Raw genomic sequence first — 18,059 nt, 5'->3', positions numbered from 1 at the left:
CGTCGCGCCGGGCGCCACCCACCGACATCGAGGTGGCGTTCCGGCCGCGCACCTCCGGCCTGGTCGCCGGCAGCGTCATCGTCGACGGCGGCACGGCCGACGGTCCGGCCGGCCTGGCCCTGGAGGGCACCGGGGTGGCCGCACCCATCGCGGTCGTGGCCCCCATCGCCCTGGACTTCGGCGCCCAGCCCCTCGGCACCCGCGGGCTGACCCGTGGCGTCTCGGTGACCAACGACGGCGCCGCGGACCTGCACATCACCGGGGTCAGCATCACCGGCCCGGACGCCGCGGACTTCCCGATCGTCACCGACAACGCCGCCGGCGCCACGCTCGGGCCGGAGGACACCGCCGGGGTCGACATCGCCTTCCGGCCCGCCGCGACCGGCGGCACCGGGGTCCGGCGGGCGAGCGTCGCCTTCACCGACGACGCCGCGGGCAGCCCCCGGTCGGCCGAACTGACCGGCACCGCGACGGCACCACCCGCCGTGACCGTCGACCCCACCGCGGTGCACTTCACCCCGCGCCCGGTCGGCGAGTCCGGCCCGCCGCAGCTCATCACCCTGACCAACAACGGTACGGCGCCCGTCACCGTCACCGGCGTCGCCATCGTCGGCCCGGCCCCGGACGACTTCACCGTCCGGCACACCTGCGGCGCCGGCCCGCAACCTCCGGGCGGCACGTGCACGATCGAGGTCGCCTTCCGGCCCACGACGGACGGGCCACGTTCCGCCGCGCTGGCCATCGAGCGGGACGGCGCCGCCACGGCGGTCCCCCTCACCGGTACGGGGCTCGGCGGCACCGTGACCTTCGACCCCGCCCGGCTCGACTTCGGGGCGCAACCCGTCGGCAGCTTCAGCGCCCGCCAGGACGTGCTGCTCATCAACGCCGGGGGCGCGGCGCTGACCCTGACGGCGATCTCCGTGACCGGCGACTTCCGGTACAGCCACACGTGCGGTTCCGTCCTCGGGCCGCAGGGTGGCTTCTGCCGCGTCTCGGTCATCTTCCAGCCCACCGCGCCGGGCGTCCGCGGCGGAGCCGTGACGGTCACCGACGGGCTCGGCATCGTCCACACCGCGGTCCTCACCGGCACCGGCGTCCAGCCCCGGGCGGCGCTCAGCACGGCCGCCCTCGCCTTCGGCGTCCAGCCGGCGGGCACGGCCGCTCAGCAGACCCTGCGCCTGACCAACCTCGGCGCCGGCCCGCTCATCGTCGCCGCCGTGACCATCGACGGCGACACCGCCTTCTCGGCCACCGGCGGCCCGCGGACCGTCCTCATGCAGGGCGAGTCCGAGGCCGTCGACATCACCTTCGCCCCGCCCGCGCCGGGCCCGTACGCCGCGGCCCTGAGCATCAGCACGAACGCCCCCGACAGCCCGCACACCGTGACGCTCCACGGCGCCGCCGGCTGACCCCGCCGCCGCTTCCGGGCGCCCGCCGAGGATCATGGAATGCGTGATCTTCGGGTTCCTCGGCCTGCTGTGCTGGGCCCTTGTCGTCGCGCACCTGGCCGCCAAGCGGGTGTACGCCGTCGTGGTCGGCGCCGCCCACGGCCGGCCGTCCCGGGCGGCAGCCGTCGCGGCCGGCCTGCAACTGGGCGGGCTGCTGGCGTTCGGCCTGTGCTGCCTCGCCGGTTTCGCCCTGGCCCGGCACTTCGACGCGGCCTGGCACGCGGCCTTCGCGGTGGTGCCGGGCTGCCTGCTCTACACGCCGCTGCTGGTCCTCGCCCTGCCCGGGGCGGGTGGCTATCGGCACGTCCGTGGTGACCTCGGCGACGCCGGAGCCGGCCCGCGGGTGGCCCGTGCCGCGGCGTGGGCCGGCGGCCCGGTCGCGTTCCTCGGCATGATCGCGGTCCTGTCCGCCCTCGTCGTCACCTTCGACACCTGACCGCGGGTAATCTGCGGGACGTGACCGCCATCTCTCTCATGATCGTCGCCGGCGCGGTGGCCGCCGGTGCGGACTGCCACGACCCGGTGCGCGACCACGAGACGCCGTGGGCACCCATCGGCAGGGCGGGTTCTTCGACCCGTACGGGCATCTCTGGCTGGCCGGCGACAAGTCGCCGCTGCGCCGGCCCGGCGGAGAAGACCCGGGTGGTGGTGTCGGATCCGGGCCGGGGCGTTCGTAGCAGGAGTGAGCGGCCGCCCGGCAGGGGCGCCCCGAACCACAGGAGTTGATCGTCCGATGCAGTACCTGGTCTCCGTGATCTTCGACGAGTCGTCCGGCCTGGCCACCCCGGAGGAGATGGCGGCCATCGACGACTACAACGACCGGCTCCGCGCCGAGGGCAACTGGGTCTTCGCCGGCGGCCTCGCAGCGCCCGGCACGGCCACCGTCATCGACAACCGCGGCGGCGAGGCGCTGGTCACCGACGGACCCTTCGTGGAGACCAAGGAGCACGTCGCCGGCTTCTGGATCATCGAGGCCGCCGACCTCGACGTGGCACTCAAGCTCGCGGCCGAGGGATCAAGGGCCTGCAACCGCAAGGTCGAGGTGCGGCCGTTCCGGTGAGCGTGGCCGACGTCCGCGCGGCGATCACCCGGGCCCACCACGCCGAGTGGGCCCGGGTGGTCGCCGGCCTGACCCGGCGTTTCGGTGACCTCGACTGCGCCGAGGAGGCCGCGGCCGAGGCGTTCGCGACCGCCGTCGAGCGCTGGCCGGCGGACGGCGTGCCGCCCAACCCCGGCGCCTGGCTGACCACCACCGCCACCCGCAAGGCCATCGACCGGATCCGGCGCGAGCACAAGCGCGACGACAAGCAGCGGGAGGCCCGGATGGTGTCCGACACCGGCCCGCCCGAGCCGCTCGGCGCGATCGACGACGAGCGGCTCCGGCTCATCTTCATCTGCTGTCACCCGGCGCTCGCGATGGAGACCCGGGTCGCGCTGACCCTGCGCATGGTCGGTGGCCTGACCGTGTCCGAGATCGCGCGGGCCTTCCTGGTGCAGGAGACCGCGATGGGGCAGCGGATCACCCGGGCCAAAGCCAAGATCAAGGCGGCACGCATCCCCTACCGGGTGCCGGCCGCGGCGGATCTGCCGGTACGCGTCTCCGGCGTGCTGGCCGTGCTGTTCCTCGTCTTCAACGAGGGCTACCTGGCGACCGGGCCCGACAGCGATCCCGTCCGGCAGGACCTGACCGCCGAGGCGATCCGGCTCACCCGCCTGATCCGGGCGCTGCTGCCCGAGGACGGTGAGGTGGCCGGCCTGCTGGCGCTGATGCTGCTCACCGAGGCCCGGCGCGCCGCCCGGGTCTCGGCGACCGGCGAACTGGTCGCGCTCGCCGAGCAGGACCGCGGGGCGTGGGACACCGCCCTGGTCACCGAGGGTCACCGGCTGGTGCGCGAGCGCCTGGCCGCCGGGGTGGCGCCGGGCCGCTTCCAGATCCTCGCCGCGATCAACGCCGTGCACACCTCTGCCCGGGACGTCCGCGACACCGACTGGTCGCAGATCGTCGCCCTCTACGACCAGCTCGTCCGGCTCGACGCCTCGCCGATCGTCGCGCTCAACCGGGCCGTGGCGGTCGCCGAACTCGACGGGCCGGAGGTGGCGCTCGCCGTGGTCGACCGGCTCGGCGACAAGCTGTCCGGCTATCACGCCTACCATGCGACCCGGGCCGAACTGCTGCGCCGATCGGGCCACAGCGAGCAGGCGCGCACGGCGTACGGCAGGGCCATCGAGCTGGCCGGCAACACCGCCGAGACCGCCTACCTGACCCGGCGCCGCGACCAGCTCGCGTAGCCGGACCCGGCGGCGATGCTCAGGGCAGGCGGTACGCGGCGACCTGCTGGCCTCGCCGGGCGGGAAGGTAACAGCAGGAAGCCGTTCACCGCCGGGGCAGCGACCACCGCACCTGCCGGGCCAGCAACGGCAGCGGCCCGACCGCGATCAGTCCCCCCAGGACGGCCACCACCCGGAAGCCGCCCGCGGCGAAGGCCGCGCCGGCGGCGAGACTGACCGCGATGGACGCGGCGAAGACCACCGCGTCGACGCCGCCCTGCACCTCCGCCCGCCGGTCGGCGCCCAGGTCGCGGCTGAGCAGGCCGCTGCTGCCGACGAAGACCAGGTTCCAGCCGTAGCCGAGCAGGAACAGCGCCGCGGGCAGGCCCAGGGTGTACGCGCCGGGAGCGGAGAGCACCAGCAGCGCCGCGGCCACCAGCAGCGCGATGCCGACCGCGATGGTGAACCGGCCGCCCCACCGGTCGGCGATCCGGCCGGACAACGGGGCCAGCGCGAACATCCCCACCATGTGCGCGCCCAGCACCCACCCGATGGCGCCCAGCCCCTGGTGGTGCGCGTGCAGCTGCAGCGGGGTCATCGTCATGATGGTGACCATCGCCAGGTGCGCGGCCAGCATGGCGACCAGCGGGGTACGCACCGCCGGCTGACGCAGCGCGGCCGCGAGCGCCGGCCAGGACAGCCGGGGCCGGCCACCGCGGGCCGCCGCGCCGGTGGCGACGGGCAGCGCGAGCGTGACGACGACCGCCGCCACCGTCAGCACTGCGGCGGCCAGCAGCGCGCCGGACAGATCGGGCAGCCCCCAGCTCTGCGCGAGGCGTCCGGCGGGCGCGATGAGGGCCGGCCCGGCGAGCGCGCCGACCGTGCCCGCCCACACGATGACCGACAGGCCGTACGCCTTGCGGTGCTCGGGATACAGCTCCGCGGCGAGGTACCGGCAGACCTGCGCGCCGCCGTTGCCGACGCCGACCGCGACCATGCCGATCAGCAGCGCGGGCAGCACCGTGGTGGCCGCGCCGGCCAGGGCGAGCCCGCAGCCCGCGGCACCCAGCAGGTAGACGGTCAGCAGGGCCCGGCGGCTGCCGCGCCGGACGGTCAGCGCGCCCAGGCCGAAGGCGCCGACCGCCGATCCCAGCACGCCGGCGGCGTTGGCAAGGCCGCCGGCGCCCAGTCCGGCGGTGTCCGCGACGATCAGCGTGCTGACCGTGGTCGCGGCCACCATGGCGGTGTTGGTCAGCGCCACGGCGGCGAACAGCAGCGGCATCGCGCGTCGCCGGATGGCCGATGCGTCCGCGTCGAGGGTGATCTCCATCAGTCAAGCGTAGAAAGGACTTCATCGTTGATGAATGGCCTATCGACGGCTCCGCGCCCCATGAGTCCGCGCACCGGAAGGTAGTTTGTCGATATGACCATTCGATCGGAAAGGGTGTTGGATGCCCTGGACTGGCAGCTCATCACCGAGCTCCAGGCGGACGCCCGACTGTCCTTCAAGGAGCTGGGGCGACGGGTCAACCTCTCCTCGCCGGCGGTCGCCGAACGGGTGCGCCGGCTCGAGGAGACCGGGGTGATCACCGGCTACCGGGCGCAGGTCGACGCCCGGCGCACCGGTCACCCGTTCCTCGCCTTCGTCGAGCTGCGCTGCAACTCGGGGCACTGCCTGCTGCAGAACGGATCGGCGTCGCAGTATCCCGAGGTGAGCGAGGTCCACAAACTCAGCGGCACGCACTGCTCGTTGCTGAAGGTGCGAGCCGTCTCCCTGGAACACCTCGAGGGCCTGCTGGAACGGCTGGGCCGGCACGGTCAGCTGCGCTCGTCGCTGGTGCTCTCCACCCAGTACGACAACGCCGCAATCACGCCCCCGCGCGAGGAACACCACCCCGCCACGCGCCACGAGGGTTGGCAGTAGCGCGGTCGCCGGGTCACCAGCGGACGCCGGCGGGGCACCCGTCAGCCCAGCGCCCGCAGCTCCAGGCCGCGTCCCTCGTGCCACGACTCGACCACGAGCCCCGCCGTCGGCGAGATGTAGGTGTGCACCACCTCGGTGGCGTCGATCCGGAAGACGTTCGACGGCTCGCCGGGCCGGGCCGGGTCGGGCACCTCGACCACGCGGCCGCTGATCTTGGCGTCACCGACCCAGTCGCTGGGCACGGCGGGGACGTCCTCGCCGGCGCTGCTCAGCGCCATCCGCGGGTCCCGGCGCAGATCCCGGGCCTTGAGCGAGCCGCCCATCATCCCCATCACGATCTCGCCGTCGGTGAACTGGGCCTCGATCCCGCTGACCCGGGGCGCGCCGTCCTTGCGGAGCGTGGCCAGCACTTTGTGCTTGTGCGCGTCGAACAGCCGGCGCACCCGCGCGGCGAACTCCGGGACTTCCTTCTCCACGTCAACCCAACTAGCCATGCTGGAATCTAACCATCTCCTCGCCGCCGGCCGGTCCGCCCTCAGTGGAGCGAGGCCAGCGTCGCGCGCGCGAGCGGGGCATGCCGGGTGGAGAAGTGCGGGTTGATCCGGAGCGCGTTCGCCAGCTCCGCCCGGGCAGCCGGCACCTGGCCGAGCCCGGCCAGGATCATGCCGCGGTGGTAGTGCATCAGCGCGCTGCGGGTGCCCAGCCTGAGCGCGCGGTCGGCGTACCGGAGCGCCTCGGCCGGCCGGCCCGCGGCGTACAGGGCCCAGCCCATCGCGTCGGCGCCGGCGATGCCGGGCTGCCGGGCGTAGAGGCGGCGCGCGGCGGCCGGCGCGGCCGGGTCCCGGTGGTCGGCGGCGAACAGCGCGGGGTCGGCCTCCGGCGGGTGGCCGTTCTTCGCCTCCGCGGCCCACGCCGCCCGGGCCCGGGCGTGCTCCTGGGCCCCGGCCTGCGGCTGCCCGCTCGCGGTGAGCAGGTCGCCGACCTCGGCGACGTACGCCGGCTCCAGCACCGTGGTCAGGACGGCACGGTACTCCGCGACGGCCCCGGCGGTGTCGCCGCGCGCCGCGCGTACCCGGGCCAGGCCCGCCCGCAGCGGCGGGTGACCGGGCACGAGCCGCAGTCCCTCGGTGAAGTGGGTCGTCGCGGTGTCCAGGTCGCCGGTGCCGAAGGCCAGCTCGCCCAGGTGCAGCCGCGCGAACGCCTGATCGGCCGGGTTCGGTGCGGCGTCCAGGGCGCGGCGCATCGCCTCGGTCGCGCGCCCGACCTCACCGCGCAGCTCCCAGGTGTACGAGGCCCGGGCGTACGACGCGGCATCCGGCCGCAGGTTCACCATCCGCTGGACGGTCGCGAACGCCTCGGGGTAGCGGCCCAGCTCGGTGAGGGCGTCGGCGACGACACCGAGGGCGGCCGCCCGGTAGGGGTCCACCGCGAGCGCGGCCCGGCCGTGCCGCAACGCGGCCGGGAAGTCGTGGCGGGCGGCGGCGAGCGCGCCCCGGCCGGTCAGCGCGAGCGCGTTGCCCTCCCGCCGGATCGCCAGCGACCGGTCGAGTGCCTGCTCGGCGCGCGGGTAGTCGGCCTGGTTCCCGGTGGTCCGGGCCCGTTGCACGTACGCCAGGCCGAGCTCGGCCCAGGTCTTCCAGTCGTCCGGCAGCCGCTGGAGCCGGCGGTGGGCGGCGGCGATCGGGTCGGTGTCACGGGCGGCGCTCCGGCTCACCGGTGAGCGGTCCCCCACCGGTACGAGCAGCGCGCCGGCCGCCACCACCAGCGCGACGCCCAGGACCGAGACAGCGATGAGCATGACCACGCGGCGCATGAACGCCTCCTTGCTTCGGCGGATGTCGTCGATGGAGGCATTCGCACCGGGCAGCGGTCCGGATGGCGCCCAGTCGCCTAGCCGACTCGACTCATCCGGGTGGCGGGTGGGCCGCGAACGACCTCCGACAGCCACCGCGGCCCGCCCGGGCCGTACCGGCTCCGGAGGAGGATCACATGCTCCAACGCCCAAGCCGCAGACCGGTGATCGGCGTCGTGGCGGCCCTGGCGGCCACGGCCTGCGTAGCGTCGCTGGCGCCGACGGTCACCCAGGCGTCCAGTCACCGGGAGGCCCCGCTGGTCGCCGGCGAGCCCCAGCTGGACAACACCGACGTGTACGCCTTCGTCAGCCCGGACGCGCCGAGCACCGTCACGATGATCGCCAACTGGGTGCCGTTCGAGGAGCCCAACGGCGGGCCGAACTTCTACCCGTTCGCCACCGACGCGGCGTACGACATCAACATCGACAACGACGGTGACGGCCGGCCCGACCTGATCTACCGGTGGACCTTCACCGACAACTACCGCAGCCGGAACACGTTCCTCTACAACACCGACGTGGTGACGTCGCTGGACGACCCGGACCTGAACTACCTGCAGACCTACAAGCTGGAGGCGATCACCGCGTCCGGCAGCACCACGCTGGTGAACAACGGCCGCGTCGCGCCCTCGCGGGTCGGCCCGGCGTCGATGCCGAACTACGCGGCGCTGTCCAACGCGGCGATCACCGGCCTGCCGGGCGGCGGGCGCACCTTCGCCGGGCAGGCGGACGACCCGTTCTTCCTCGACCTGCGCATCTTCGACCTGTTCTACGGCGGGGACCTCTCCGAGGTGGGCCAGGACACCGTGCGCGGCTACAACACCAACACGCTGGCCATCCAGGTGCCCAAGAGCGCGCTGGCGCTCAAGGGCGACGCCACCCGCAACCCGGTCGTCGGCGTCTGGTCCACCACGTCGCGCCAGCGCATCGAGGTGGTCGACACCCAGAACAACCGCAACCGGTACGGCGGCTGGCAGCAGGTGTCGCGGCTGGGCATGCCGCTGGTGAACGAGGTGGTCATCCCGGTCGGCCGCAAGGACGAGTTCAACGCGACCGCGCCACGCAACGACGCCAAGTTCGCGCAGTTCGTCAGCAACCCGGAGGTGCCGAACCGGATCCGGGACATCTACCGGATCCCCGCGCCGGCCACCCCCCGCGACGACCTCACCGAGGTGTTCCTGACCGGCCTGTGCAAGGCCTGCGGCAAGATCGGGATCGATCTCAACTCGCAGCGGCTCAACCGCGACGTCGACCCGGCCAAGTTCGTGGCCGGCGAGCAGCTGCGGCTGAACATGTCGATCCCGCCGGCCGCGACGCCGAAGCGCCTCGGCGTGCTCGACGGTGACAACGCCGGGTTCCCGAACGGCCGCCGGCTGGCCGACGACGTCACCGACGTCACCCTGCGGGTGGCCGAGGGTGTGCTGCTGCCGAACCACCCCGCGGCGGTCGACGGGCTCGGCGACGCGGTCGACGCCAACGCGGTCCCGTTCCGCGGGACGTTCCCCTACGTCGCGCTGCCCAACGTGGTCGCGGTGAACCAGAACTGACCGGACGACCTGGGGCGCCGCCACGGCGGCGCCCCAGCAAGGAGCTGATCGTGAAGCGTCCCATCATCGTCACGGCCGTCCTGTCGGCGGCGACCGTCCTGGTCGGAGCCGTCGCCCTGGCCCAGCGGCCGGCCGCACCCCCGCAGCCGCGGCTCGTGCTGCCGGCGGTGGACCGGTTCGCGCCGGGCGCCTGCCGCGACGCTGCCGAGGCCGTCCGCTCGCTCGCCCGGCTCACCCACCGCGACGACGTCGCGGCGCTGTCGGTGGCCGACCGCGCCGAGCTGCGCCGGGTGCAGGACCGGCTCGTCGCGCTCGGGCCGGCCGCCACCCCGGAGGTGCGCGAGCCGATCGAGGCCGTGGTCCTGTCGCTGGGCTATCTGCGCATCCGGCTGGACAGCAGGACCGCCGAGCCGCGGTACCTGCGGGACGTGGAGACGGCCCGCGCCCTGCTGCAGAAGACATGCGTCAGCGACCGAGGACGCCGAGGCTGAGGTGAACGCCTTGTTGCGGCAGTGTTCAACCGGCGCGGCCGGCGACGACGCGCAGCTGCGGGACCGGCTGGTGTTCGGCGACGAGTCCGCCTTCATCGACCTGTACGAACGGTTCAGCTCCCTGGTCTACAGCATCGCCGCCCGCGTCACCCGGGACGCCCGGGCGGCGGAGGACGTCACCCAGGAGGTGTTCCTGGCCCTCTGGCAGCGCCCGCACGGCTTCGACCCGGCCAAGGGCAGCCTGCGCGGCTGGCTGGCGATGATGGCCCACCGCCGTGCGGTCGACCTGGTGCGCCGCGAGGAGGCGCACCGCCGGACCGCCCTGGACGCCCGCCTGTACGCCGGGACGGTCAGCCGCGGTGACCCGGTCGGCGACCAGGTCTCGGACTCCGACGCGGCCGAACGGCTCACCACCGCGCTGCGCTCCCTGCCCGAGTACCTGAGCCGCGCGATCAGCCTGGCGTACCTGGAGGGCCGCACCTACCGTGAGGTCGCGATCGAGCTGGGCGTGCCGGAGGGCACCGCGAAGTCCCGGCTGCGCGAGGGGCTGCGCCGGCTGGGCGTGGCACTGCGCGGCGTCCACGCTCACGACGGGGAGAAGCCGTGACCGGCACGCAGCACCACGAGACGGTCGTCCACCTCATCGGGGCGTGGGCCCTGAACGCGTGTTCCCCCGCGGAGCGCGAGCTCGTCGAGGCTCACCTGGGCACCTGCCCCGCCTGTGCGCGGGAGTCACGCGAGCTGCGGGAGGCGGCTGCCGACCTCGGCGGCACGTACCTCCGGCCGCCGGCCGGGTCGCTCGCCCGGCTGCGTGCGGCCGCGACGGGCCGGCGACCGGCGGCGATCAGGACCCCGGAGTACGCGGCGCCGTACGCCGCCCAGGTCGCGGCGCTGGAGCTGATGCTGTCCGGCCTCGCTCCCGGGGACTGGCAGCGGATCGCCGCGTACGAGCAGCTGACCGTGCGGGACCTGCTCGCGCACCTGTCCGCCGTCGACGGTCTGGTCGCCGCCGGTCTCGGACTGCCCGTCCAGCCGCCGGTGGAGCCGGGCCAGACGCTGCTCGCGCGCACGGAGGCCGTCCTGCGCTTCGAGCAGGGCCGGTCGCCGGAGCAGACCCTGCGGTCCTGGCGCTCACAGGCCGATGCGCTCTGCCGTTCCCTTGGGGAATGTCCGCCGGCCGGCACCGCGACGGTGTCGCTGGGCCGGGCCCTGCCGCTGGCGGACGCGATGACCGCCCGGGCGTACGAGACGTGGATCCACGGCGAGGACATCGCCGCGGCGACCGGCCGCCCGGCCGTGCCGCCGTTGCCCGAGCATGTGCATCCGATGGCGGATCTCGCCGCCCGGGTGCTGCCCCGCGTCGTCTCGCGGCGGATCGCGGCACCGCACGACCGGCACCTGCGATTGCACCTCACCGGCGCCGGCGGTGGCACGTGGACGGTGCCGCTCGACCCGGCGGCGCCGGCGGTGGCGTCGGCCCGCCCGGCCGCGGTGCTGACCCTCGACGTCGTCGAGTTCTGCCGGCTGGCCGGCGACCGGCGCGATCCGGGGCGGATCGCCGTCGGGGTCACCGGCGACGCCGCCCTGGCCCGGGACTTCCTCGCCGCCGTGCCCGCGATGGCGCCGGTCCCGTGAGCCGATCGCGGCGGCGGCCCTCAGCCGGCGGGATAGGGGTAGTCGGGCGAGCGATGCTGGTAGGACAGGATGCGCGGGTTCTGGATGATGCCGTCCTGGATCTCGATGGCCCGCCGGATGGTCTCGTCCTCGTCCCAGGCCTTGGGGCCGCCGAGCACGGTCGGCAGGTAGGGCAGCAGCGCTTCGCTGATCTCCCAGCTTGCCGAGTTCCAGAGGTAGGACGGGCTGTGGTCGACGGCGTAGTAGCTGATGTTGTCGCCCACGGTCAGCATCGGATGCGCGAACGAGGTCGGCCGCGCCCAGCTGAAGCCCATCCCCTCGTCGCAGGAGACGTCCACGATGAGGGCGCCGGGGGTGAGCGCGGCCAGGTCGTCGCCGGTGAGGAAGGTCAGCGGCGAGTCGGTGTTCTGCAGCACGCAGTTGACGACGATGTCGTGGGCGGCCAGATGTTCCGCCATCGGCACCGGGCCGCTCTCGGTGAGGACGGTGCCTCGACGGGGATCGCGGAGGTCGCGGTCGAAGTGCATGATGCGGGTGGAGTGGATCGGTGAGGCGACGGCTGTGGTGCCGCGGTGCGTGAGCACGTCGACGTCGAGCACGCCGTGCGCGTTGAGGGCGGTGACCGCGCCCCGGCCGGTGGCGCCGAAGCCGATGACGGCGGCCCGCAGGTGGCGGCCGTAGTCGCCGGTGGTCCCGATGAGTTCCAGCGCGTGCAGCACCGAGCAGTAGCCGGCGAGCTCGTTGTTCTTGTGGAAGACGTGCAGGTTGAACTCGCCGTCGTGCGACCAGTGGTTCATGGCTTCGAAGGCGATCAGCGTCAGGCGCCGGTCGATGGCGAGCTGGGTGATCTCCGCGCCCTGCACACAGTGCGGCCAGCCCCACAGGATCTGGCCCTCCCGCAGCTCGGCGAGGTCACGCGGCACCGGTTTGGGCAGCAGGACGACGTCGCAGTCGGCGATCAGCCGGGCCCGGGGCAGCAGCCCGGCCACGTACGGCGCCAGCTGCTCGTCGGGCACGCCGAAGCTCTCGCCGTAGCCGCGTTCGAGAAAGATGCTGCCGCGCAGGTCGGGATCGATCCGCGCGAAGTGCCGCGGATGGATCGGCAGGCGCCGCTCGTGCTCCTTGTGTGAGCGTGCCATGACCGCGATGCTGAGCTGGTCCACGTGCCCTCCTCGGTCCGGAACCGGTGTCCGGTGGCGATCTTGGCCTCCCGAGCACACGACGGCGGGTGGCTTGCCGGTCGCCTGACGCCCCTCCATCCTGCGCGCCGATGCGGCCCGGCGCAGGGGCCGTTGGACCTACCGGCGGGGGTCACCGGGTCGGGCACACCGGCTCGCGGCTGGACAGGGGACGTTCGGCCCTGCCCAACGGCGTCCGGGTCGCGGACAATGGCGAGGGACGCCGTAGCTCGCGCTCGCGCTCGACCGATCGGTCCGCCAGCATTCCACCACGGGTCCGGACCCTGCCCGCTCGCCACGGACGCCGTGGAGATTGTCGGTCAGGAGGACCTATGTCCAGCACCCCGTCACCACTGACCCCACCAGCGCCGCTGCGCGTCGAGCCGAGGTGGCTGTCGGAACGTGCGGTCCGGATCGCCGTGATCGGCGAGATCGATCTCTCCACCGCCGAGGAGCTGTTCGCCGACCTGCTCGGCGTCATTCTCGCCGGGCGCCCGCAGCACATCGAGGTCGACCTCGCCGGGGTCACGTTCCTGGACTGCCGCGGGCTCGGTGTCCTCGTCGTCGCGAGGCGCGTCGCCGCCCGCGCCGGCGGCCGGTTGCGGATCACCGGACCCCAGCCCCTGGTCCGGCGGGTCATGGAGGCGACCGGGCTGCTCGGCATCCTCAGCTCGGAACCGATCGGGCGGATGCACCTTCGCGGTGCGGCCCGGGTCAGCACCCGGGGGCGACCGCGGTGCGCGACGGTGTCATCGTCGCGGCGCCGTCCGTGACCGACCGGCCGGCAGGCGCCCTCACGGTCCCGGCGCCGCCGGGCCTTGGGCGGCGCCGGGTGCGCCATCTCGGGTGAGGCGCTGGACGGCGGCCGTCACGCTGGCGCGGTCCAGGGCGACGGCCGCCTCGGCGAGGCCCGCGTGAATGGCCTGTTTCCCGTCGCCGGCGAGACCGAGCAGGGCACGCACGGGACGGTTCTCGGCGAGGTAGGAGGCGCTGAAGCTGGTGATGCCCCGGCCGAGCGCGGCCTCGGCGAGCATCTCGACCAGCGCGGTGGCCAGTCCGGCCCGGCGCCAGGCCGGGTCGACCGCGACAGCGACCTCGGCGCTGTCCGCTGTCACTGCTTCATATCTGGCGATGCCGACACCCACCCCGGTCGCCGCGTCCGCGGCGACCAGGGCGAACCGCTTCCGGTAGTCGACCGTGCACAGATGCTCGAGCAGTGCCGGCGTGACCCGCGGCGCCGCACCCAGGAAACGGCGGTAGACGGTCTCCGGGTCGGCGGTGCGGATGGCGTGGGCGAGCTGCTCGCTGTCGTCGGGAACGAGGGGACGCAGCCAGATCGCCCGGCCGTCCGACAGCCGGAGCTCGCGTTCGAACTCGCGAGGGTAGCCGGGCGGCACCTCGGCGGGATGCTGCTTCGGTTCCGGTCCCATGAGATCTATTGTGACCGACGCCCGGCCCGGTCCGGCCCGGCCGAAGTCCCCGGTATTCACGACCTTCGACCCTGGAGCTGTCGGGTCTGTCCGGGACGGCGCCGGTTGCTCATGGTCGTACCGATTCCACCACCGGTGCTCGCCGGCGGATCTCGGCGGTCAGCCGCGTGGACAGCTCCTGCGCGGATTCCGTCGCCGCCGGGAGCGCGGGGTCGAAGAACGTCACCCGCAACCGGGGGCGTCGCGGGAACCGGGTGATGTCCACGGTCCCGGTGACCGCGGCGCAGACGATGCGCGCCTGCGGCACGGCCCGGGCCAACCGGCCGGCGCCGCTGCGGGCGCGCAGGTGCCGGCCCCGCGAGACGGTGCCCTCGGGGAAGATCCCGACGCAGCCGCCCGCGGCCAGATGCTGCCCGGCGGCGGCCATCGCGGCCGCGTCCGCACGGCCGCGCTCCACGGGGATCTGCCCCATCCCGTCGAGGACCCGGCCGAGCAGCGGATGCTCCCACAACGATGCCTTGGCCAGCGCATGGATCTGCCGGCGGCGGCGCACCGCGGCGGCGATCACCACCGGGTCCCAGGCGCTGTCATGATTGGCCACGACGATCGTCGCGCCCTCGGTCGGCAGCTGGTGCGCCCCGACCACCTCCAGGCGGCCCCACCAGCGGACGATCGGCCACGCCGCGGCCATGACCATCCGATACACCGGCGAGATCCGAGGGCCGGCGCTCTGCTCGGCGATGACACTTCGGCTCTCCCGCATCGTTCCACCGTCGCCGCCCGCACCCGCGACGACCAGAGGCTTCCGACCCATCTGCGCCGGGCCGGGCCTTTCGACCCTGCCCGCTGAGCCCCACCCGGTACACGCTGGAGGAGAACCGCCCTCGATGAGGGCCTCCCGTCAGGAGGGGATCGACGTGCTTGTCCTGCTCATCGTTCTGCTCGTGCTCTGGCTCATCCTGGCGGTGGTCGGCTTCGCGATCAAAGGCCTGCTGTGGCTGGCCATCATCGGGATCATCCTGTTCCTCGGCACCGCGGCCATCGGCGTGGTCCGGCGCAAGGCCATGCGTCGCTGAGCGGTACGCCCACAACGGGCAGCGCCGCGTGGCCCGGGCCACGCGGCGCTGCTCGTTCGTCAGCTCACTGGTACGGCAGCTGCACCGTGGACAGGCTGCCGAGCGAGACGGTGGACGGCCCGGAGCCGATCGGGCTCCAGATCTCCACCCGCACCGTGCCGTTCGCCAGGTTGCCCAGGGTGCCGGTGGCCGCGGCCAGGCCCGCGGTCTCCCGGTACCGCTCCCAGCCGGCGACCGGGTCGAGGGCGAAGTAGCGGTAGGTCTCGACCCGGTCGAAGCTGCCGTCGCCGGTCAGGTCGTACGAGACCCGCACCTGGGTGGCGTTGCCGACCGTGGTGCCGGCGTCCACCGCCAGGTCGAAGGCGGTCGGCACGCCCGCCCGGTGGGTCAGGGTGAGCCCGGTGGCGGTGAAGGTCACCGGGTCGTGCGGCTGGTCGTCCGGGATGTGCCCGGCCTTCGGCACGCTCAGCGTCCCGGCGGTTCCGGCCGTACCGGCCAGGGCTCCCCCGCTCTGCAGGAAGCGGATCGCGCCACCCGGGGTGGTCGGGGTCGGCGTCGGGTCCGTGGTGACCGTCGGCGTCGGCGTGGGGCTGCCGGTCGGCTCGGTCGGTGTGGGCGTGGTGCCGGTCGGGGTCGGGTTGACGCCGCCGCCGGTGGCGTCGCCGCCGCTCCAGGTGAACCCGCCGGCGGTGGCGGTCCGGCCGGCGGCCGCGGTCAGGGTACGGCCGTCGGAGAACGTCACCGTCAGCGGCTTTGCGGTGATGTTGGACGCCACGTACGTCTTGACGCCGTTCTTGACGAACACCCGGGCCAGGGGGTGGTCGGCGGTGACCGAGGTGTCGGTCGTGCCGAGGGCGGCCAGGTTGCGGATCCAGTGGAAGGTGTGCGCCCTGCTCTCGCCCTCCTCCGGGGTGTAGCCGGCGTTCGCCCGGAACTTGGTCAGCGCCGCGTCGCCGTCGCCGAGCGCCAGGAACGACCAGAGGATGTCCTGCCAGACGGCCGGTTCGCGGCCGGCGTTGCGGACCACCTCGGCGTAGTTGGCGCGCACGTACGCCGGGTCGGTGCCGAGGTAGAAGTGCCCGCCGGTGATCGGCAGCATGTTGATGCCCTGGATCATCTCCGGCGCCGCGGTGAACCAGGTCGAGTACGCGCCGCCGTCGCCCCACACCATGCCCACGGTGGCGTGACCGAACGCCTCGGGGAAGTTCTCGTTGTGGATGTCGAACCAGTACTCGTTGATCGCGGCGGACTGGGTGGTCCAGATGAAGATGCCGGCGTCGCGGACCGCGGTGTTGCCGGTCGCCTGACCCCACTGGATCAGCGCGTTGGCGTAGTTCATGCCCTCGGACGAGGACTCCTGGTTGTTGCCGGCGAAGAACGCGCCGTGCCCGGCCGCCCAGTCGTGGCCGGCGTAGATGTCGAAGTCGCGCAGGTAGGGGAACCGGGTGTCGGCGCGGTCGTAGTTGTTGGCGTCGCGGATGAGCAGGTCGACCATGCCGCCGTAGCGCCCGGTCGAGGCCCACTGCGGGTCGAACTTGGCCAGCGTGGCCGCCGCGGCGATGAAGTAGCCGTAGTGGAAGTGGTGGTCGTTGAGTTCCTGGTCGGAGCCGTACGAGGCGGGGTAGCCGATCAGGGTGCCCCAGTTGCGGTCGTAGTAGAACACCCGCTGGGACTTGTCCTGCGACGCAGTGAACCAGTCGGTGAGCCGTTCACGGATGGCGGTGAGGGCGACGTCGCGTACGTCGGTGCGGCCGAGCTGGTCGGCGATCTCGGCGATCCGGGCGGCGCGGCCGAGGCCCTTGCCGGTCCAGTAGGTGTCGTTGCCGCGCACGTCCATCGGGTCGGACCGCACCGCGTCCAGGTATCCGTTGAGGGTGGTGAGGTCGGCGCCGCTGCTGTCGGCCACCGCCGGCACCTCGGGCAGCACGCCCGAGAAGACCGCCGAGGTGGTGTACGAGGACCGGCCGACCAGCGTCTTCATCGCCCCGCGGGCGCTCACGTAGGTCTGCGCGATCGGGGTGGCCCCGCTCAGCGCCCGCCACTGGTGCGGGTACAGGGCGATGACCGTGCCGGTGCCGCTGCCCTCGCGCGCGGTGGTGGTGTACGAGTAGGTGGTCGACACGCGGCTGGCCGCCTGGTCGTAGGAGTAGGACAACCTGGTGCCGGTGACGTGGTTGTGCGCGTACTGGCCGTAGGTGCCGGCCAGGGTGAGCTTGTCCGCGGTGGTGGTGTCCGGCCTGGTGGGCAGCGCGGCGACGGAGAAGTAGCCCTTGCCGGCCAGGCTGGAGCTGATCACGGTGCCGCTGACCGACCAGGTGGCTCCGGTGGGCGCGTACGCCACGTAGTCCTTGCCCCCGACGGAGTAGCCGATCCGCGTGCCGCTGTTGGACCAGACGGTCGGGGTGCTCTTCGCGGTGATCTGGGCGTCGCCGCCGGTGATCTGGAAGTAGGCGAACGGCAGCCCGTGCCCGATGGTGGCCTTCATGGTGCGGGTGCCGTCGCTCCAGTACGGGGTGACCGTCCAGTCGCTCCAGTCGTCGACGAGCACCCTCGGCGCGTTCATGCCGGTGACGCCGGCGGTGAAGTCCTCGGCGTAGACGTAGTGGTACTCACCGACGCCGGTGGCCGAGCCGCTGATCTGCGGCGTGGTGTTGTAGGAGAAGCCCAGCCCACCCGAGCCGGTGTCGTAGCTGATCGGGTGGGCGTGCAGGTTCTCGCTGTAGCTGCAGTCGAACTTCTTGAAGACCAGCGACGACCACCAGTCGTTGGTCGGCACGGGGCCGGCCGGCGCGCCGGCGGTCAGGAACTGCCGGGGGTTGGTGGACAGCGTGCCGCAGCCGGCGGGTAGCGCGGCGCCGGCGGGCAGGGTCTCGGTGTAGCTGCCCGCGCCGACCGTGGCCGCGTCGGCGGTGGTGGCGACGGCCACCGCCGCGAGCCCCGCGGTGACGGAGGCGATGACGGCCAGCACGAACGCCCTGCCGGTGCTCCCGGCTATCGCACTTCGGACGGATTTCTGCATGTCGCCTCCACTGTGGTGCCGCTTTCGGATGGCCGTGAGAGCGCTCTCTCGTGTCAGGACGGTAGATGTTTCCAATCCATGTCGTCAATGTCTCGACCTATTTAAAAGCGTTGCCGAAGTGGACCCGGCCGCCGTGCGGGATCCGCGTCCCCACGCCTGCCACCGGGCCGTCCACGCAGGCCAGGCCTACA

The 18,059-nt window shown here is 73.4% G+C and carries 19 protein-coding genes; 12 read left to right on the top strand and 7 right to left on the bottom strand.

The window, feature by feature from the left end:
• Positions 1–32 precede the first annotated feature (32 nt).
• The 5 genes from ACIBQZ_RS19705 to ACIBQZ_RS19685 all read left to right on the top strand — a co-directional run bounded on the left by ACIBQZ_RS19705 (position 33) and on the right by ACIBQZ_RS19685 (position 3,737).
• Entirely contained in the window at positions 33–1,409 is a 1,377-nt protein-coding gene (locus ACIBQZ_RS19705) for a choice-of-anchor D domain-containing protein (RefSeq protein WP_396090157.1), read from the top strand.
• 43 nt (positions 1,410–1,452) lie between these two features.
• A complete protein-coding gene (locus ACIBQZ_RS19700; RefSeq protein WP_396090156.1) occupies positions 1,453–1,884 on the top strand; it encodes a hypothetical protein in 432 nt (143 codons plus the stop codon).
• A gap of 106 nt (positions 1,885–1,990) precedes the next feature.
• Entirely contained in the window at positions 1,991–2,125 is a 135-nt protein-coding gene (locus tag ACIBQZ_RS19695) for a hypothetical protein (protein WP_396090155.1), read from the top strand.
• Between the two features lie 56 nt (positions 2,126–2,181).
• The gene (locus tag ACIBQZ_RS19690) at positions 2,182–2,508 is read left to right on the top strand and encodes a YciI family protein (RefSeq protein ID WP_396090154.1); all 327 of its coding nucleotides are present in this window, start codon (positions 2,182–2,184) and stop codon (positions 2,506–2,508) included.
• Between the two features lie 2 nt (positions 2,509–2,510).
• A complete protein-coding gene (locus ACIBQZ_RS19685; RefSeq protein WP_396090332.1) occupies positions 2,511–3,737 on the top strand; it encodes an RNA polymerase sigma factor in 1,227 nt (408 codons plus the stop codon).
• 85 nt (positions 3,738–3,822) lie between these two features.
• On the opposite strand, the gene ACIBQZ_RS19680 is transcribed toward ACIBQZ_RS19685, so the two are convergent.
• Positions 3,823–5,046, bottom strand: a complete 1,224-nt coding sequence (locus ACIBQZ_RS19680; RefSeq protein WP_396090153.1) for an MFS transporter — start codon at positions 5,044–5,046, stop codon at positions 3,823–3,825.
• Between the two features lie 93 nt (positions 5,047–5,139).
• Here ACIBQZ_RS19680 and ACIBQZ_RS19675 point away from each other — a divergent pair, with 93 nt between their 5' ends.
• Complete coding sequence (locus tag ACIBQZ_RS19675) at positions 5,140–5,640, top strand: Lrp/AsnC family transcriptional regulator (protein WP_396090152.1); 501 nt, start codon at positions 5,140–5,142, stop codon at positions 5,638–5,640.
• A gap of 41 nt (positions 5,641–5,681) precedes the next feature.
• Here ACIBQZ_RS19675 and ACIBQZ_RS19670 read toward each other — a convergent pair whose 3' ends face one another.
• Complete coding sequence (locus ACIBQZ_RS19670) at positions 5,682–6,134, bottom strand: pyridoxamine 5'-phosphate oxidase family protein (RefSeq protein WP_396090151.1); 453 nt, start codon at positions 6,132–6,134, stop codon at positions 5,682–5,684.
• A 41-nt stretch (positions 6,135–6,175) separates the two neighbouring features.
• A complete protein-coding gene (locus ACIBQZ_RS19665) occupies positions 6,176–7,453 on the bottom strand; it encodes a tetratricopeptide repeat protein (RefSeq protein ID WP_396090150.1) in 1,278 nt (425 codons plus the stop codon).
• 176 nt (positions 7,454–7,629) lie between these two features.
• Here ACIBQZ_RS19665 and ACIBQZ_RS19660 point away from each other — a divergent pair, with 176 nt between their 5' ends.
• Genes ACIBQZ_RS19660 through ACIBQZ_RS19645 form a run of 4 tightly spaced genes read left to right on the top strand, consistent with a single transcriptional unit; the run spans position 7,630 to position 11,165 of the window.
• Positions 7,630–9,039: a DUF4331 domain-containing protein gene (locus ACIBQZ_RS19660; protein WP_396090149.1), complete on the top strand. Its 1,410-nt coding sequence runs from the start codon at positions 7,630–7,632 to the stop codon at positions 9,037–9,039.
• A 50-nt stretch (positions 9,040–9,089) separates the two neighbouring features.
• The gene (locus tag ACIBQZ_RS19655) at positions 9,090–9,530 is read left to right on the top strand and encodes a hypothetical protein (RefSeq protein ID WP_396090148.1); all 441 of its coding nucleotides are present in this window, start codon (positions 9,090–9,092) and stop codon (positions 9,528–9,530) included.
• Between the two features lie 13 nt (positions 9,531–9,543).
• Entirely contained in the window at positions 9,544–10,137 is a 594-nt protein-coding gene (locus ACIBQZ_RS19650) for a sigma-70 family RNA polymerase sigma factor (protein WP_396090147.1), read from the top strand.
• Positions 10,134–11,165: a maleylpyruvate isomerase family mycothiol-dependent enzyme gene (locus ACIBQZ_RS19645; RefSeq protein ID WP_396090146.1), complete on the top strand. Its 1,032-nt coding sequence runs from the start codon at positions 10,134–10,136 to the stop codon at positions 11,163–11,165. The genes ACIBQZ_RS19650 and ACIBQZ_RS19645 overlap by 4 nt, the downstream gene beginning before the upstream one ends.
• A 20-nt stretch (positions 11,166–11,185) precedes the next feature.
• Here the strand turns inward: ACIBQZ_RS19645 and ACIBQZ_RS19640 are convergent, their stop codons facing one another.
• Positions 11,186–12,328 carry a N(5)-(carboxyethyl)ornithine synthase gene (locus ACIBQZ_RS19640; protein ID WP_396090145.1) on the bottom strand — a complete coding sequence of 381 codons (1,143 nt, stop codon included), beginning with the start codon at positions 12,326–12,328 and terminating at the stop codon, positions 11,186–11,188.
• 347 nt (positions 12,329–12,675) lie between these two features.
• On the opposite strand from ACIBQZ_RS19640, the gene ACIBQZ_RS19635 reads away from it, so the two are divergent.
• Positions 12,676–13,116, top strand: coding sequence for an STAS domain-containing protein (locus ACIBQZ_RS19635; RefSeq protein WP_396090144.1), 441 nt, complete (start codon positions 12,676–12,678; stop codon positions 13,114–13,116).
• Positions 13,117–13,137: 21 nt separating this feature from the next.
• Here the strand turns inward: ACIBQZ_RS19635 and ACIBQZ_RS19630 are convergent, their stop codons facing one another.
• A complete protein-coding gene (locus ACIBQZ_RS19630) occupies positions 13,138–13,773 on the bottom strand; it encodes a GNAT family N-acetyltransferase (RefSeq protein ID WP_396090143.1) in 636 nt (211 codons plus the stop codon).
• Positions 13,774–13,882: 109 nt separating this feature from the next.
• Positions 13,883–14,536 carry a lysophospholipid acyltransferase family protein gene (locus tag ACIBQZ_RS19625; RefSeq protein WP_396090142.1) on the bottom strand — a complete coding sequence of 218 codons (654 nt, stop codon included), beginning with the start codon at positions 14,534–14,536 and terminating at the stop codon, positions 13,883–13,885.
• Positions 14,537–14,660: 124 nt separating this feature from the next.
• On the opposite strand from ACIBQZ_RS19625, the gene ACIBQZ_RS19620 reads away from it, so the two are divergent.
• Entirely contained in the window at positions 14,661–14,849 is a 189-nt protein-coding gene (locus ACIBQZ_RS19620) for a hypothetical protein (RefSeq protein WP_396090141.1), read from the top strand.
• A 64-nt stretch (positions 14,850–14,913) separates the two neighbouring features.
• Here the strand turns inward: ACIBQZ_RS19620 and ACIBQZ_RS19615 are convergent, their stop codons facing one another.
• Entirely contained in the window at positions 14,914–17,868 is a 2,955-nt protein-coding gene (locus tag ACIBQZ_RS19615) for a glycosyl hydrolase (protein ID WP_396090140.1), read from the bottom strand.
• Between the last annotated feature and the right edge of the window lie 191 nt (positions 17,869–18,059).

It is taken from the genome of Actinoplanes sp. NPDC049599, assembly GCF_044465625.1.
GTDB lineage: Bacteria > Actinomycetota > Actinomycetes > Mycobacteriales > Micromonosporaceae > Actinoplanes.
The sequence above is the reverse complement of the archived record's forward strand: the minus strand, read 5'-3'. Positions and strand labels throughout refer to the sequence as shown.